Source organism: Angustibacter sp. McL0619 (genome assembly GCF_049994355.1).
Classification (GTDB): domain Bacteria; phylum Actinomycetota; class Actinomycetes; order Actinomycetales; family Angustibacteraceae; genus Angustibacter.
On the sequence record NZ_CP188257.1, the window covers coordinates 1216971 to 1232691 of the forward strand.

At 70.3% G+C, this 15721-nt stretch carries 13 protein-coding genes; 10 read left to right on the top strand and 3 right to left on the bottom strand.

Annotated features, from left to right (window positions below; translation table 11 throughout):
* The first annotated feature begins 32 nt into the window (after window positions 1-32).
* The 3 genes from aceB to ACPPVT_RS05365 are packed head-to-tail and all read left to right on the top strand — an operon-like array spanning window position 33 to window position 4431.
* Complete coding sequence (gene aceB, locus ACPPVT_RS05355; RefSeq protein WP_426567059.1) at window positions 33-1625, top strand: malate synthase A; 1593 nt, start codon at window positions 33-35, stop codon at window positions 1623-1625.
* Window positions 1622-2917, top strand: coding sequence for a DUF6986 family protein (locus ACPPVT_RS05360; protein ID WP_426565994.1), 1296 nt, complete (start codon window positions 1622-1624; stop codon window positions 2915-2917). The genes aceB and ACPPVT_RS05360 overlap by 4 nt, the downstream gene beginning before the upstream one ends.
* Window positions 2914-4431: an ArnT family glycosyltransferase gene (locus ACPPVT_RS05365; protein ID WP_426565995.1), complete on the top strand. Its 1518-nt coding sequence runs from the start codon at window positions 2914-2916 to the stop codon at window positions 4429-4431. Before ACPPVT_RS05360 ends, ACPPVT_RS05365 begins: the two co-directional genes overlap by 4 nt.
* Before the next feature lie 42 nt (window positions 4432-4473).
* Here ACPPVT_RS05365 and ACPPVT_RS05370 read toward each other — a convergent pair whose 3' ends face one another.
* The 3 genes from ACPPVT_RS05370 to ACPPVT_RS05380 are packed head-to-tail and all read right to left on the bottom strand — an operon-like array spanning window position 4474 to window position 6404.
* Window positions 4474-5202 (bottom strand): VIT1/CCC1 transporter family protein, encoded by a 729-nt coding sequence (locus tag ACPPVT_RS05370; protein WP_426565996.1) that lies wholly within the window; start codon window positions 5200-5202, stop codon window positions 4474-4476.
* Window positions 5203-5212: 10 nt separating this feature from the next.
* The gene (locus ACPPVT_RS05375; RefSeq protein ID WP_426565997.1) at window positions 5213-5866 is read right to left on the bottom strand and encodes a 4a-hydroxytetrahydrobiopterin dehydratase; all 654 of its coding nucleotides are present in this window, start codon (window positions 5864-5866) and stop codon (window positions 5213-5215) included.
* A gap of 10 nt (window positions 5867-5876) precedes the next feature.
* Window positions 5877-6404: a ferritin gene (locus ACPPVT_RS05380; protein ID WP_426565998.1), complete on the bottom strand. Its 528-nt coding sequence runs from the start codon at window positions 6402-6404 to the stop codon at window positions 5877-5879.
* A 118-nt stretch (window positions 6405-6522) separates the two neighbouring features.
* Between ACPPVT_RS05380 and typA the strand changes: the two genes are divergently transcribed.
* The 7 genes from typA to mshB all read left to right on the top strand — a co-directional run bounded on the left by typA (window position 6523) and on the right by mshB (window position 15656).
* Complete coding sequence (gene typA / locus ACPPVT_RS05385; protein ID WP_426565999.1) at window positions 6523-8409, top strand: translational GTPase TypA; 1887 nt, start codon at window positions 6523-6525, stop codon at window positions 8407-8409.
* A gap of 252 nt (window positions 8410-8661) precedes the next feature.
* Window positions 8662-9657, top strand: coding sequence for an ABC transporter permease (locus tag ACPPVT_RS05390; protein WP_426566000.1), 996 nt, complete (start codon window positions 8662-8664; stop codon window positions 9655-9657).
* Window positions 9658-9777: 120 nt separating this feature from the next.
* A complete protein-coding gene (locus ACPPVT_RS05395) occupies window positions 9778-11535 on the top strand; it encodes an ABC transporter substrate-binding protein (RefSeq protein ID WP_426566001.1) in 1758 nt (585 codons plus the stop codon).
* 131 nt (window positions 11536-11666) lie between these two features.
* A complete protein-coding gene (locus ACPPVT_RS05400; RefSeq protein WP_426566002.1) occupies window positions 11667-12656 on the top strand; it encodes an ABC transporter permease in 990 nt (329 codons plus the stop codon).
* Window positions 12653-13687 carry an ABC transporter ATP-binding protein gene (locus ACPPVT_RS05405; RefSeq protein WP_426566003.1) on the top strand — a complete coding sequence of 345 codons (1035 nt, stop codon included), beginning with the start codon at window positions 12653-12655 and terminating at the stop codon, window positions 13685-13687. Before ACPPVT_RS05400 ends, ACPPVT_RS05405 begins: the two co-directional genes overlap by 4 nt.
* Window positions 13684-14706, top strand: coding sequence for an ABC transporter ATP-binding protein (locus tag ACPPVT_RS05410; protein WP_426566004.1), 1023 nt, complete (start codon window positions 13684-13686; stop codon window positions 14704-14706). Before ACPPVT_RS05405 ends, ACPPVT_RS05410 begins: the two co-directional genes overlap by 4 nt.
* On the top strand, window positions 14703-15656 hold the full coding sequence (gene mshB, locus ACPPVT_RS05415; RefSeq protein ID WP_426566005.1) for an N-acetyl-1-D-myo-inositol-2-amino-2-deoxy-alpha-D-glucopyranoside deacetylase: 954 nt from the start codon (window positions 14703-14705) through the stop codon (window positions 15654-15656). The genes ACPPVT_RS05410 and mshB overlap by 4 nt, the downstream gene beginning before the upstream one ends.
* Window positions 15657-15721: the final 65 nt, after the last annotated feature.

Consider the following 15721-nt stretch of genomic DNA (forward strand, 5'->3'; position numbering starts at 1 on the left):
ACGAGTCGCACGGGACCGCGACCTGGCCCGCGGTGCCCGGCGTCCAGATCGTCGGCGGGCCGGTGCCGGGCGCCGAACACGTCCTGACCGCGGACGCCCTGGCGTTCGTGGCCGACCTGCAGCGCCGCTTCGGACCGCGCCGCGACGAGCTGCTGGCCGCGCGGGAGCGACGTCGGGAGGAGATCGCGCGGACCGGCCGGCTGGACTTCCTGCCGGACACCGCGGCGGTGCGTGCCGGTGACTGGCGGGTCGCGACCGCACCGGACGCGCTGGTCGACCGCCGGGTCGAGATCACCGGCCCTTGCGACCCGAAGATGGCCGTCAACGCGCTCAACTCCGGCGCGAAGGTGTGGCTCGCCGACCTGGAGGACGCCAGCACACCGCACTGGCACAACGTGATCGGCGGGCAGGTCTCGCTCTACCAGGCCCACCGCGGCTCGCTCGAGCACACCTCAGATGAGGGCAAGCACTACACGCTGGCCGAAGGCCCGCTCGCGGTCGCGGTGGTCCGTCCCCGCGGCTGGCACCTGGACGAGGCCGGGCTGCTGGTGGACGGCTCGCGGACGGTCGGTGCGTTCGTCGACTTCGGGCTGCACTTCTTCCACAACGCTCGTGAGCTGCTGGCCCGCGGCGCCGGCCCCTACTACTACCTGCCGAAGACCGAGAGCCACCTCGAGGCGCGGCTGTGGGACGACGTGTTCAGCCACAGCGAGCAGGCGCTCGGCATCGAGCACGGCACGGTCCGGGCGACGGTGCTGATCGAGACCATCACCGCTGCCTTCGAGATGGACGAGATCCTCTACGAGCTGCGCGAGCACGCCTCTGGTCTGAACGCCGGACGCTGGGACTACCTGTTCAGCCTGATCAAGAACTTCCGCGACGCCGGGCCGCAGTTCGTCCTGCCGGACCGCGCCGCGGTGACCATGACGGCGCCCTTCATGCGTGCCTACACCGAGCTGCTGGTGCAGACCTGCCACAGCCGCGGCGCCCTCGCCATCGGCGGCATGGCGGCGTTCATCCCCAGCCGCCGGGACGCCGAGGTCAATGCCCGGGCGCTGGCCAAGGTGCGCGAGGACAAGGAACGCGAGGCCCAGGACGGCTTCGACGGTTCCTGGGTGGCGCACCCGGACCTGGTGCCAGTCTGCCGGGAGGTGTTCGACGCCGTCCTGGGCGAGCGGCCGAACCAGCTGGACCGGCTTCGGGCAGAGGTGCGGGTCGGTCCGGCCGACCTGCTCGACGTCTCGCGCACCGGCGGCCAGGTCACCCCGGAAGGGCTGCGCGGCAACGTCGAGGTCGTCCTGCTGTACGTCGAGTCCTGGCTGCGGGGGCAGGGTGCGGTGGCGATCCACAACCTGATGGAGGACGCCGCGACCGCGGAGATCGCACGCAGCCAGATCTGGCAGTGGATCCGCAACGGCACGACGCTGTCCGACGGGCGGCCGATCACCACCGAGTTGGTCCGCGGGCTGCTGGACGAGGTCTACCAGCAGGTCACCGCTGGCGAGGGCGCCGCCGTCGGCGAGGGTCGGTTCGAGCAGGCGCGCGCAGTGTTCGAGCAGACCGCGCTGGGCGCGGACTACGTGGAGTTCCTGACGTTGCCGGCCTACCGGCTGGTGACCGGGTGACCCAGCCGCCCCGAGGCAGGTTGGGCCCGGACGACCTGTCGGCCGTCGATGCGATCGTCGCACCGGCCGACGCGGCCACGGCCCGGGACTATCCCGGCGAACGGGCCGGGCGTGCGCCGGTGCACACCGTGTACGTGCCGGCCGACCGGGTGCGCGCCGGGCTCGCCGCGTCCTGGGGGGCGCAGGCCCGCGAGGCGCTGGACCGGTTCGCGCCGGACGCCGAGTCCCTCGCTCTCGCAACGGGTCTGGACGAGGACCAGGTGCGCGGCTGCTGGGACGTCCTACTTGCCAAGCTGAGCATCGAGCCGGTCGAGGACCTGCGGATCGACCTCGAGGACGGCTACGGACGGCGACCCGACGAGCGCGAGGACGAGGACGTCGTCCGTGCCGTCCGGGCGGTCGCCCAGGACGCCGCGCAGGGTCTCGCGCCGCCCTGGTGGGGAATCCGGTTCGCCTCGTTCGAGCCGGCCACCCGGCACCGCGGAGTGCGCACCCTCGACCTCGCGATCGGCGCCGCCCTCGAGGTCGGGCCGCTGCCGGACGGCTTCGTGGTGACCCTGCCCAAGGTGAGCTCCGTCGAGCAGGTGCGTGCCATGGTCGAGCTGTGCCGTCGTCTGGAGCACGCCTACGCGCTCCCCGATGCCGGCCTGCGCTTCGAGGTGCAGGTCGAGACCCCGCAGGCGGTGCTCGCCGCCGACGGGTCCGCCACCGTCGCCAAGGTGGTGCACGAGGGCGGACGGCGCCTGCTCGGGCTGCACTTCGGCACCTACGACTACAGCGCCGCGCTCGGCGTGCCGTCGTCGTTCCAGAGCCTGGAGCACCCCGCGGCCGACCATGCCAAGGCCGTCATGCAGCTCGCCGCGGCCGGGACCGGCGTGCGGGTCGCGGACGGATCCACCAACGTGCTGCCGGTCGGTGACGGCGACCAGGTGCGAGCCGCCTGGCGCCTGCACACCCGGCTGGTCCGCCGGTCGCTCCGCCGCGGCCTCTACCAAGGCTGGGACCTGCACCCCGCCCAGCTGGTGACCCGCCACCTGGCCGTCTGCACGTTCTTCCGGGAGGGCCTGCCCGAGGCGGGTTCGCGGCTGCGCGCCTACACCGCGCGACAGGGCGGGGGAGTGCTCGACGAGCCGGCGACGGCCCAGGCGCTGGCCGGTTTCCTGCTGCGCGCGATGGACTGCGGTGCGGTCACGCCGACCGAGGCTCGCTCGGCCAGCGGTCTGCAGCGGGAGGCGCTGGACCGCCTGGTCCGGCGTGCGCTGCCCGCGCAAACCTCGGACGCCGAGCCGTGAGCGAGCCGCCGGCTGCGCTGTCGGCGGCGCTGCCGGCGGCGGAGCGGGCGGCTCCGCCGCCGCTCGCCTGGCGGCAGCTGAGCGTCGTCGTCCTGGTGCTGCTGGCGGTCCTGCTGCCGCTGGCCACCAGGTACGGCTTCCACCGCGACGAGCTGTACTTCCTGGCCGGCGGTCGACACCTGGCCTGGGGCTTCCCCGACCAGGGGCCGCTGACTCCTGCCCTGGCCCGGCTCGCGGACCTGGCCGCCCCCGGTTCGCTGCTCGCGCTGCGCATCCCGGCCGCTCTGCTCACCTCGGTGACCGTGCTGACCGCCGCGCTGACCGCGCGCGAGCTGGGTGGCCGGGTGTTCGGCCAGGTGCTCGCCGCGGTCACCGTGGCGATCGGGACGCTGACTCTGATCGGCGGCCACCTGCTCGTCACCTCGACGGTGGACCTGACGGTGTGGGCGTCGACCGGCTGGCTGACCACCCGGCTGCTGCGCACCCGCGATCCACGGCTCTGGCTGGCCCTCGGGCTGGTCTGCGGCATCGGGTTGAACAACAAGCAGCTGCCCGTGGTGCTGGCCGGGGCGACGGTGCTGGCCATCGGCCTGGACCGCACCGCGCGCCGCCTGCTGCTCAGTCGCTGGCTGGTCGCCGGAGCCGTTGTCGCAGTGGCGCTCTGGGCGCCGGGACTGACCTGGCAGGCCCAGCACGGGTGGCCGCAGCTCGAGCTGGCCGGGCAGATCCGCGCCGAGTACGGCGTGCTGGGGGAACGGATCGGGTTCCTGGCCACCCAGCTGGTGATCTTCAGCGTCGGTGCGACGGTGCTGCTGGTGGCCGGGGTGCGCGCGATGGTTCGGGACCCCCGGTGGCGCCCGTTCCGCCCGCTAGCGGTGACCGCGCTCGTGGTCCTGGTGTTCTTCATCGTGGTCGCCGGCCAGGTCTACTACCCGGCCGGCTCCTACCTGCCGCTGTTCGCCGCGGGTGCGGTGGTGGTCGAGGAGCGCCGAACCCGTTGGCGCACAGTGGTCACGGTGGCCTGGACGTCGGCGCTGCTCATCCCAGCCGCCCTACCCGTGCTGCCGCTCAGCACTCTCGCCGCGTCCCCCTGGACCGGTCTCGGCGAGCAGCAGCGCGAGACCGCGGGCTGGCCAGAGTTTGTGGACCAGGTCGCGGCCGTGTACCGGACCATCCCGGCGGGGGAGCGCACCACCACCGTGGTGTTCACCTCCAACTACGGCGAGGCGGGTGCGGTGGACGAGCTCGGCGCCAGCCGCGGCCTGCCCCGCGCGTACAGCGGGCACAACGGCTACGGCGACTGGGGACCGCCGCCGCCCTCGGCGACCGGGCCGGTCGTGGTGGTCGCCGAGGGCGGGCCCCCGAACGACGACTTCGACGGCTGCGACACGGGCCACAAGGTGACCGGCCCGGTGCCGAACGAGGAGCGGGACTACGCCTCGATCTACCTGTGCCAGGGCCCGCGCGGGGGCTGGACGGCGCGCTGGCCGTACCTGGTGCATCTGGACTCGTGAGCGTGCGCGGCGCGGATCGCAGAACGCCGTGACCCGCCGGGCTCAGATCCCGATCCCGCCGACGAGGCTCCCGACGGCGTAGGTGACCACCATCGCCAGCGCGCCGCCGATCACGTTTCGCCGCACCGCCCGCACCCGGCTCGCGTCGCCGATCCGGGCGCTGGCCCAGCCGGTCAGCGCCAGCGCGAGCACCACCGAGACGAAGGTCACCGGCACCCGCCACCCGGTGGGCGGCAGCAGGATGGCGAACATCGGCAGCAGCGCACCCACGGTGAACGCGGACGCCGACGCGCCGGCTGCCTGCCAGGGGTTGGTCAGGTCGTCGGGATCCAGGCCGAGCTCGGCGTCCACGTGCGCGGCGAACGCGTCGTGCTTGGTGAGCTCCTCGGCCACCTGGCGGGCCAGGTCCGGCGGCAGGCCCTTCTCCTGGTAGATGCCGGCGAGCTCGTCCAGCTCCTCGGCCGGCATCTCGCGCAGCTCGCGACGTTCCTTCTCAAGCAACGCCGTCTCCGTGTCGCGCTGGGTGCTGACGGAGACGTACTCACCGGCCGCCATGGACAGCGCGCCGGCCACCAGACCAGCGATGCCGGCGGTGAAGATCGTGCCGCGGTCGGCCGTCGCGCCGGCCACCCCGACGACGATGCCGGCCACCGACACGATGCCATCGTTGGCGCCGAGCACGCCTGCTCGCAGCCAGTTCAGCCGGGCGCCGATCGACTGGGTGTGCTGCTCGCCCTGATGCGCGGAGACAGGTTCGGGAGCTGCGCTCACGATCGCCCTGTCACTTCGGCAGGGTGCAGACGCAGCACTCGTTGCCCTCGGCGTCCGCGACGACCCACCAGCCCGGCGCGTGCGAGCCGTCGGTGACGGTGCCACCGAGGGCGACCAGCCGGTCGCGCAGGCCAGCCGCGTCCGCGGGCGCGACGTACACGTCCAGGTGGAACCGTCCGCGCTCGCTGCGCGGTGGGTCCATGGTCTGGAACCACAACGAGAACCCGGCGCCGTGCGGGTCGTGCAGCTCGGTCTCGCCGCGTACCGTGGCGTCCCGGTAGGCCAGCGCCTCGCGCCAGAACGGCAGCACCGCCGCCGGATCCGCCGCATCCAGGGCCAGCTCGACGAGCCGCGGCGGCACGCCCACGTCGGCCCCGAGCCGCTGCGCCCACTCCTGCGCGCGGTGCGCGAGCTCGATGTCGAGCTGGGTGACCCCGCCCTCGGAGTGGGTGGAGCAGCGCAGCACGACGGTGCTCCATCGCAGGTCGACGTCGGGGTGGTGGTTCATCTGCTCGGCCTCGTCGGCCAGCTCGGTCACGAACCGGACCGCAGTCGGGAAGTCCGGCGCGGTGTAGGCACCGCGCAGGCTCAGCGAGTCCCGCTGCCACCCGGTCAGGTCACGGAGCTGGCGGTCGATCTCCTCGTCGTCCAGCAGTCTGCTCACGGACTGGATCCTAGAGCGCGCCCCCGGCGGCGGCGGGAGCCGTCGGGTCGGCCTGGGATGCGGACATCTCCCGGGCCACGAAGTCCTCGAGGTGGAACAGGTTGTCGCCGGCCCGCCGGGCGATGGCCAGCAGCGTGCTCATCGAGGCGACCTCCTCGACCTGCTCCTTGAGGAACCACTGCATGAACTGCTCGCCGCGGTAGTCCCCCTCGTCGCGGGCGGTACGGGCCAGGGCCTCGATCTGCGCCGTCACGGTGCGCTCCTGCTGCAGCGCGAGCTCGATCGGCTCGATCACCGAGGAGAACTCGGTGGTGACGTCGTCCACGCCTGTGACCGCCACCGGGGAGTCGCTGTCCAACAGGTACTGCACCATCATCATCGCGTGGTTGCGCTCCTCGACGGACTGCGCGTAGAAGTGCGCCGCGAGCTGGGGCATGTCGTAGTCGTCGAAGAACACGGCCAACGCGACGTACTGCTGCGAAGCCGTGAACTCGTGCCGGATCTGCTGGCGCAGAAGGTCCAGGAAAGCGGTTCCCATGGGCCGGACCCTATCTGCCGAGGTAAGGCCGCCCGCAGGGCTGGCTCCGCGGCGTGCCGTGCGTCCTGCGCGCGCCGTAGACTGTGCTGACTCCCCGAACTGGACAGGACGTACCCCCATGCCCACGCAGAGCCGCGACGACATCCGTAATGTCGCGATCGTCGCCCACGTCGACCACGGCAAGACCACGCTTGTCGACGCCATGTTGTGGCAGTCCGGCGCCTTCGGCGAGCACCAGCACGTGGACGAGCGCGCCATGGACTCCGGCGACCTGGAGCGTGAGAAGGGGATCACGATCCTGGCCAAGAACACCGGGGTGAAGTACAAGGGCCCGGCCGCTGCCGCGATCGGCAAGCCCGACGGGGTCACCATCAACATCATCGACACCCCCGGCCACGCCGACTTCGGCGGCGAGGTCGAGCGCGGGCTGTCCATGGTGGACGCCGTCTGCCTGCTCATCGACGCCAGCGAGGGGCCCCTGCCACAGACGCGGTTCGTGCTGCGCAAGGCGCTGGAGGCCCGCCTGCCGGTGATCCTGGTGGTCAACAAGGTCGACCGCCCGGACGCGCGGATCGGCGAGGTCGTCGACGAGACCTATGAGCTGTTCCTGGACCTGGACGCCGAAGAGGACCAGATCGAGTTCCCCATCGTGTACGCCTCGGCCCGGGCCGGTCGGGCCTCGCTGAACCGTCCGGAGGACGGCGGCCTGCCGGACTCGGACAACCTCGAGCCGCTGTTCGAGACGATCCTGAAGGCCGTGCCGGCGCCGGTGTACGACGACGAGCACCCGTTCCAGGCGCACGTGACCAACCTGGACGCCTCACCGTTCCTGGGCCGGATCGCGCTGTGCCGTGTCCACCAGGGCACGGTGCGCAAGGGCCAGCAGGTCACCTGGTGCCGGCACGACGGCACCCAGCAACGGGTCAAGATCACCGAGCTGCTGATGACCCAGGCGCTCGAGCGTCTGCCCGCCGAGCAGGCCGGCCCCGGCGACATCATCGCGATCGCCGGCATCCCGGAGATCACCATCGGCGAGACGCTCGCGGACGCCGATGACCCTCGTCCGCTGCCGTTGATCACCGTGGACGAGCCGGCCATTTCCATGACCATCGGCACCAACACCTCGCCGCTGGCCGGCCGCGGCCCCACCAAGAACACGAAGGTCACCGCCCGGCTGGTCAAGGACCGGCTGGACCGCGAGCTGGTCGGCAACGTGTCCATGCGGGTGCTGCCCACCGCGCGGCCGGACACCTGGGAGGTGCAGGGTCGCGGTGAGCTGGCGCTGGCCATCCTGGTCGAGCAGATGCGCCGTGAGGGCTTCGAGCTGACCGTCGGCAAGCCGCAGGTGGTCACCCGCGAGATCGAGGGCAAGCTGCACGAGCCGGTCGAGCGCCTCACCGTGGACGCTCCCGAGGACTACCTCGGCCCGATCACCCAGCTGCTCGCCGTCCGCAAGGGCCGGATGGAGCAGATGACGAACCACGGCACCGGCTGGATCCGGATGGAGTTCCTGGTGCCCTCACGCGGCCTGATCGGCTTCCGCACGGAGTTCCTGACCGAGACCCGCGGCACCGGCATCGCGCACCAGGTCTTCGAGCGCTACGAGCCGTGGTTCGGCGAGCTGCGCACCCGGCCCAGCGGGTCGCTGGTCTCCGACCGGGCCGGCGCGTCCACCCAGTACGCCATGGCGAACCTGCAGGAGCGCGGAACCCTGTTCGTGGACCCCGGCACCGAGGTGTACGAGGGGATGGTGGTGGGGGAGAACTCCCGGGCGGACGACATGGACGTCAACATCACCAAAGAGAAGAAGATGACCAACGTCCGCTCCAACGCGGACGAGCTGGAGCGTCTGGTGCCGGCCCGCAAGCTCTCGCTGGAGCAGTCCCTCGAGTTCTGCCGGGACGAGGAGTGCGTCGAGGTCACCCCTGACGCCGTCCGGATCCGGATGGTGCTGCTGAACGCCCACGATCGCCAGAAGGCCCACGGCCGCGCCCGCCGCGCCTGACCGGCCCTCCGGCGGGCCCGCTGGCGCCCTATTTGTCCGTTTCTGAAGCACCCTTCGTGGGCCCGTTTCGGGTCACGGACCGGTGTCGGTGACGTCTCGAGGACGAACAGGGCGAAACCTGGGGAGCGCACCCAGGTCGCGGCGCGGTCACGATTGGGCAACGTAGGGTGGTCGAGGTTGCTCGGCGTGTGCCAGGTTGGCATAGAGTCCACTCGGCTTGAGCACGTCCCCCACCGAAAGGCTCATCGCGCCATGACGATTGCGTCGCAGTCCGTCGAGCAGGAGGCCCATGTCTCCGGCGGCGAAGGTGGCGTGCAGGGGCGGTCGCCCTCGCAGATCGCCTGGGGCCGGCTGAAGCGCGACAAGGTCGGCATGGTCAGCCTGGTGGTCGTGATCATGTACGTCGTGATCGCGCTGCTCGCACCGGTCATCACCCGCATGCTCGGGGTCGACGTCTCCTACCACACCGAGCTCATCGGTGACGGCGGCCTGCCGAAGGGCAGCAGTCTCGCGAACGCCGCGATCAGCCTGCAGCACCTGCTCGGCATCGAGCCGGAGACGGGCCGCGACATCTTGGCCGAGCTGCTCTACGGCAGCCGGATCTCGCTGTTGGTGGCCTTCTCGGCGACCTTGCTCACCTGCGTCATCGGCGTCACGCTCGGCATCATCGCCGGCTACAGCGGTGGCTGGATCGACACGGCCCTCGGTCGCACGATGGACCTCATCCTCAGCATCCCGCAGCTCGTCCTGCTGATCTCGCTCAGCCCGCTGGTGCTGCAGTCGCTGGACCAGCGCTTCGGGGTTGACGGCAACACCGCGCGACTGATCTTCCTGATCCTGGTCTTCGGGATCTTCGGCTGGCCGTACCTGGCGCGTATCATCCGCGGCCAGGTGCTGAGCCTGCGTGAGCGCGAGTTCGTGGAGGCAGCCATCTCGACCGGCGCCTCCACCCGGCGGATCCTGTTCAAGGAGGTCCTGCCGAACCTCTGGGTGCCGATCCTCGTGTACTCATCGCTGCTGCTGCCGTCGTACATCAGCGCCGAGGCCGCACTCTCGTTCCTCGGCGTGGGGGTCACCGAGCCGACACCGACCTGGGGAAACATGCTCTCCAACTCGGTGAAGTACTACCAGGTAGCACCGCTCTACCTGTTCATCCCGGGTACCGCGCTGTTCCTGCTCGTGCTCGCGTTCAACCTGCTCGGCGACTCGATCCGAGATGCGCTCGATCCACGAGCCGGTCGCAGCTAGCACTCGAGCGACCCACCACCCAACAAGACGTCCCGGCTACACGCCGGGAACGGCCTACCGCACGCGGCAGGTCGGACGGGCCGAGCAAAAGTCTCGGCCCATCAACCAGGAGGAGAAAACATGGGCAAGGCCAAGACCGGTCTTCGCTTCGTGGCCCTGGCCTCGGTCGGCGCGCTCGCGCTGGCCGCGTGCGGCGGCGGCGACAGCGGCGACAAGGCAAGCAGCTCGAGCAACACCGGTGACAAGGGTGGCACCCTGACCATCCTCACCAACGCTGAGCAGTTCAACCACCTCGACCCTCAGCGCAACTACACCGGTGAGGACCTCGCGCTCGCGAGCGGCTACTTCACCCGGACCTTGACCGCCTACAAGATGAGCCCGGACGGGACCAAGGCCGGCGAGCTCGTCGGCGACCTGGCGACGGACACCGGCAAGCCGACCGACGGTGGCAAGACCTGGGCGTTCACCCTGCGTGACGGCTCCAAGTGGGAGGACGGCTCTGACGTCACCTGCGCCGACCTGAAGTACGGCATCTCCCGTACGTTCGCGCAGACCGTGATCACTGATGGCCCGACCTACGCCATCAGCCTCCTGGACATCCCGAAGGCCGCCGACGGCACCTCCGTCTACAAGGGCCCCTACGAGACGTCGAAGAACGACACCGCCGCCTACGACAAGGCCGTGGAGTGCTCCTCGGACGGCAAGACGATCACCTTCCACCTCGCGAAGGCGGCCGGTGACTTCAACTACACCGTCACCCTGACGTCGTTCGGCGCCGTCCCGAAGGCCAAGGACACCGGCGAGAAGTACGACGACGCCGTCGTCTCGAACGGTCCCTACAAGATCGCCGAGTACACCAAGGGTCAGCAGCTCGTGCTGGAGCGCAACACCAACTGGAGCGCTGCCACCGACTCCTACCGTCCGGCCCTGCCGGACAAGATCGTCGTGAAGTTCTCGATCGAGACCACCACGATCGACCAGCGCATGATGGCCGACGCCGGCGAGGACCAGACCGCGATCTCGCGTGACAACCTCGACACCGCGTCGCTGACCTCCGTCTTCAACGACGAGCGGTTCGCAACGCGTCGCGTCAACGAGTTCGACCCGTACTCGCGCTACATCGCGATCAACGCCAAGAAGGTCCCGAACGTCAAGCAGCGTCAGGCGATCGTCGTCGCTGCCGACCGTGCGGCCCTGCGTACCATCGCCGGTGGCTCGTTCGCCGGTGACCTGGCGGACGGTGTCATCAAGCCGAACCTGCCGGCCGACTACGCGAAGTCGGGTATGTGGGACGGCATGTACGGTGCTCAGGTTCCGGACACCGGCAACCCCGACCTGGCCAAGCAGCTGATCAGCCAGTCCGGTTCGCCGATGCCGACCATCACCTACCAGTACTCGAAGAGCCCGGTCAACGACAAGGCGGCTGCTTCGCTGCAGGCGTCCGAGGCCCGCGCCGGGATCAAGCTCAAGCTGTCACCGCTGCCCCCGGGCGAGTACTACTCGATCGTCCTGGACCCGACCAAGGAAGAGGCCATGGCTGGCGCTGGCTGGGGCCCGGACTGGCTGAACGCCTCGACGGTCATCCCCGAGCTGTTCACCCCGGCCGGTGGCTTCAACCTCTCGCGCGCTGACGACAAGGCCTTCACCGCCGCGTCCGACGCCGCAAAGGGCGAGACCGACCGCGCAAAGCAGGGCGATGCGTGGAAGGCTCTCAACAAGCAGGCCATGCAGAACGCATGGGTCCTGCCGACCCGCTTCGGTCGCGAGCAGCGTCTCGCGGGCTCGAAGGTTGGCTCCGCCTCCGGTGACGGTGGCAAGGTCTACGTGTGGGCGCCCTATGGCTCCTGGAGCTACGGCGACCTGTACGTCAAGAAGTGATCCTCAGCTCTTGAGCTGAGACAGTTTCACCGTTCCACAAGGTTCTCGGGGGCGGGTGCAAACCACCCGCCCCCGGGAACCGGACCGGGCCCAGTGCCCGGTTTCCCGCTGCCCAGAACCCGGAGGCTCCCGTGGGGACCTACATCATCCGGCGAATCATCGCGATGATTCTGATGCTGATCGCCTTGAGCATGCTCGTGTTCGGGCTGTTCACGCTCCTGCCGGCGGACCCCGCGGCGCTGACCTGTGGCAAGTCCTGCAACCCTCAGGTCATCGCGCAGAACCGTATCCGGCTGGGCTACGACAAGCCCATCTACGTGCAGTACGGCCAGTTCGTGAAGGGGATCTTCGTCGGTCGCACCTACGGCAGCGGGACCGCGACCTTCGAGTGCCCGGCCCCGAGCCTGGGCTACTCCTTCACCAAGGGCGACTGTGTCACCGACCTGATCAAGCAGGCCTTCCCAGTCACCGCGACCGAGGCGGTGGGCGCCTGCATCCTGTGGTTGGTGACCGGTATCTCGGTCGGCATCCTCGCCGCCCTCAAACGAGGTCGCTGGCAGGACCGCGTGGCCACCGGCGGAGCTCTGATCGGGTACTCGTTCCCGACGTTCTTCATCGGTCTGGTGCTGCAGTACTTCGTGTTCTTCAAGTTCCGGATCATGGACTACGCGTCCTACACCCCGTTCAAGGAAGACCCGGTGGCCTGGTTCAAGGCGTTCATCCTGCCCTGGATCACCCTGGCCCTGGTTTTCGCCGCCTTCTACTCCCGGCTCACCCGTAACCAGATGCTCGAGACGCTGGGCGAGGACTACATCCGCACCGCGCGCTCCAAGGGCCTGACCGAGCGGGTGGTCATCGGCAAGCACGCCCTGCGCTCGGGTCTGACGCCGATCGTCACGGCCGCCGGTCTGGACCTGGCCGGCCTGCTGGGCGGCGTGGTCGTCACCGAGTACATCTTCGGGCTGCCGGGGCTCGGCCGGCTCTCGCTCGGCGCGGCGCTGAACTCCGACCTACCCCTTATCGTGGGGACGGTGATGGTCGCTGCCACCTTCGTGATCGTGGCGAACCTGGTCGTCGACTTGCTCTATGCCGTGATCGACCCGAGAGTGAGACTGTCATGAGCGCGTTCCTCGAGGTCGAGGACCTTCACGTCCAGTTCACCACGGACGACGGCGTCGTCCGTGCGGTGGACGGCGTCACGTTCGGCGTCGACAAGGGCCGCACGCTGGCCATCGTCGGCGAGTCCGGCTCCGGCAAGAGCGTGACCAGCGCCGCCATCATGGGCCTGCACAACCCGCGGCGAACCAAGATCACCGGCTCCATCCGGCTGGACGGTGAAGAGATCGTCACCGCCACCCCCGCGCGGCTGCGCGAGCTGCGCGGCAAGCGGATGGCGATGATCTTCCAGGACCCGCTGAGCTCCCTGCACCCGTTCTACACGATCGGCGGACAGCTGATCGAGGCCGTCCAGGTGCACCAGGACGTCAACAAGTCCGACGCCCGCAAGCGCGCCGTCGAGCTGCTGAAGAAGGTCGGCATCCCGAACGCGGAGCGCCGCGCGGGCGAGTTCCCGCACCAGCTGTCCGGCGGTATGCGCCAGCGCGTGATGATCGCGATGGCCCTGGTGAACGACCCCGACCTCCTGATCGCCGACGAGCCGACGACCGCGCTGGACGTCACGGTCCAGGCGCAGATCATCGACCTGCTCAGGACGTTGCAGAGCGAGTTCGGCACGGCGATCATCCTGATCACCCACGACCTCGGGGTGGTCGCCGAGACCGCCGACGACGTGGCCGTGATGTACGGCGCCCGCGTGGTCGAGCGCGGCTCCGTGCGCGACATCTTCTACCGGCCGCAGATGCCCTACACCTGGGGTCTGCTGAGCTCGCTGCCGCGTCTGGACGAGGCGGGCGGCGGACGACTCTCGCCGATCCCCGGCCAGCCGCCGTCGCTGATCAACCTGCCGAAGGGGTGCGTGTTCCGGCCGCGCTGCCAGTACCACCAGTTCGTGACCGACGGTCGCTGCGACACCGTGCGGCCGATGCTCGACGAGGTGGGCGACGGGCACGCTGCCCGCTGCCACCTGTCCGGTGCCGACAAGCAGCGTCTGGCCGCCGAGCGGCTCGCCACCATCCAGAAGGAGGGCGCGTGAGCGACCCGATCCTGAACATCACCGACCTGCAGAAGTACTTCCCGATCCGGGAGGGCCTACTCAAGCGTCAGGTCGGTGACGTCAAGGCCGTGGACGGCGTCTCGCTGGCACTGCAGGAGCGCGAGACCATCGGTCTGGTCGGCGAGAGCGGTTGCGGCAAGTCCACCGCCGGTCGCACCATGCTCAAGCTGCTCGAGCCCACCGGCGGCAAGATCGAGTACGAGGGTCGCGACATCACCGACCTGACCCGCAAGCAGATGGTCCCGTTGCGTCGCAAGATGCAGATGATCTTCCAGGACCCGTACAACTCGCTGAACCCGCGGCACACCGTCGGCAGCATCATCGGCTCGCCCTACGAGGTGCAGAAGGTCACCCCGCCCGGCGGGGTCAAGGCCGCCGTCCAGGACATCATGGAGCGGGTCGGGCTCAATCCCGAGCACTACAACCGCTACCCGAACGAGTTCTCCGGCGGTCAGCGCCAGCGCATCGGCATCGCTCGGGCGATCGTCCTGCGCCCGAAGGTGATCATCGCCGACGAGCCGGTCTCCGCGCTGGACGTGTCGATCCAGGCGCAGGTGGTCAACCTGCTCGAGGACATCCAGGACGAGTTCGGCCTGTCGTACGTGGTCATCGCGCACGACCTGTCCGTCGTCCGGCACATCTCCGACCGGGTCGCCGTCATGTACCTCGGCCACCTGGTCGAGCTCGCGGACGCCGAGGACCTCTACGGCCGTCCGTTGCACCCGTACACGAACGCGCTGATGTCCGCCGTGCCGATGCCCGACCCGGATCTCGAGAGCAGCCGCGACCGCATCCTGCTGCAGGGCGACCTGCCCTCGCCCAGCGACCCGCCGTCGGGCTGCGTGTTCCGCACCCGCTGCTGGAAGGCCCAGGACCGCTGCGCGACCGAGATCCCGCTGCTGCGTGAGCTGACGCCGGGGCACACGGTGGCCTGCCACTTCCCCGAGCACGACGCGAAGCCGGCGGAGAACCGGGACGCCCAGCCCGCCCTCGGGTGAGCGAGCACACCTTCGGCGACGAGCCGGCGGCAGGCGCAGAGCCAGCGCGCCGGCTCGTTCTCGTGCACGCCCATCCGGACGACGAGACCCTGACCACCGGCATCACGATGGCCAAGTACGTCGCCGAAGGGGCCGGTGTCACCCTGGTGACCTGCACGCTCGGTGACGAGGGCGAGGTGATCCCGTCCGACCTGAGGCACCTGGCCAGCGACGCCGACGACGTGCTCGGCCCGCACCGGGCTCTGGAGCTGGCCGCGGCGATGCGCGCGCTCGGCGTCACGGACCACCGCGTCCTGGGTGAGGGTCGGTGGCGGGACTCCGGGATGGTCTGGTCCGCGCCGGGCGTGGCGGCGCAGGGCGCCCGGGTGCACCCGAGGGCCTTCGTGCGGGCGGACCCGGACGTCGCCGCCGGGCTGCTCGCCGACGTCCTGCGCGAGGTCCGACCGCAGGTGGTGGTCACCTACGACCCGATGGGGGGGTACGGACACCCCGACCACGTGATGGCGCACCGGGTGACCATGCGCGGCGTGGAGCTGGCCCGCCAGGACGGCGCGCTGCCCGGGTGGCAGGTGCGGGCGGTGCACTGGGTCCAGGAGGCCCACTCGTGGGCGCGTGCCGAGCGCCGAGCGGTGCTGGCGGCAGCCCAGGACGGGCGGTTGCCGGCGGGGATGCTTCCGCCGGACTACGCCGAGCACCCGCCGGCCGTGGTCCCCGACGACCAGCTGGACGTCGTCGTCGAGGCTCCGGAGCACCTGCCGGCCGTGACGGCCGCGCTGACCGCGCACGCCACCCAGGTGTGCGTCGAGCCACCCTGGTTCGCACTGTCCAACGACGTGGCTCACCGGCTCAGCGCCCGAGAGGGCTTCCGCCGGGTCTTCGGACCGCCGGCGGCGGTCGACGGGCAGGTCGCCGACGACTTGTTCGCCGGCCTGGAGCTGCCCGAACGCTGACTCGTTTCCCACCACGTGTCACGCACCGTGAGCGAAGCAACCCCATGCGGGTGAGCGGAGGAGCG

Excerpts from the sequence above, each read along its gene's own strand:
- ACPPVT_RS05380 (WP_426565998.1), bottom strand. The coding sequence starts at position 6,404 with ATGGGAACCGCTTTCCTGGACCTTCTGCGCCAGCAGATCCGGCACGAG.
- typA (WP_426565999.1), top strand. The coding sequence starts at position 6,523 with ATGCCCACGCAGAGCCGCGACGACATCCGTAATGTCGCGATCGTCGCC.
- ACPPVT_RS05390 (WP_426566000.1), top strand. The coding sequence starts at position 8,662 with ATGACGATTGCGTCGCAGTCCGTCGAGCAGGAGGCCCATGTCTCCGGC.
- ACPPVT_RS05395 (WP_426566001.1), top strand. The coding sequence starts at position 9,778 with ATGGGCAAGGCCAAGACCGGTCTTCGCTTCGTGGCCCTGGCCTCGGTC.
- ACPPVT_RS05405 (WP_426566003.1), top strand. The coding sequence starts at position 12,653 with ATGAGCGCGTTCCTCGAGGTCGAGGACCTTCACGTCCAGTTCACCACG.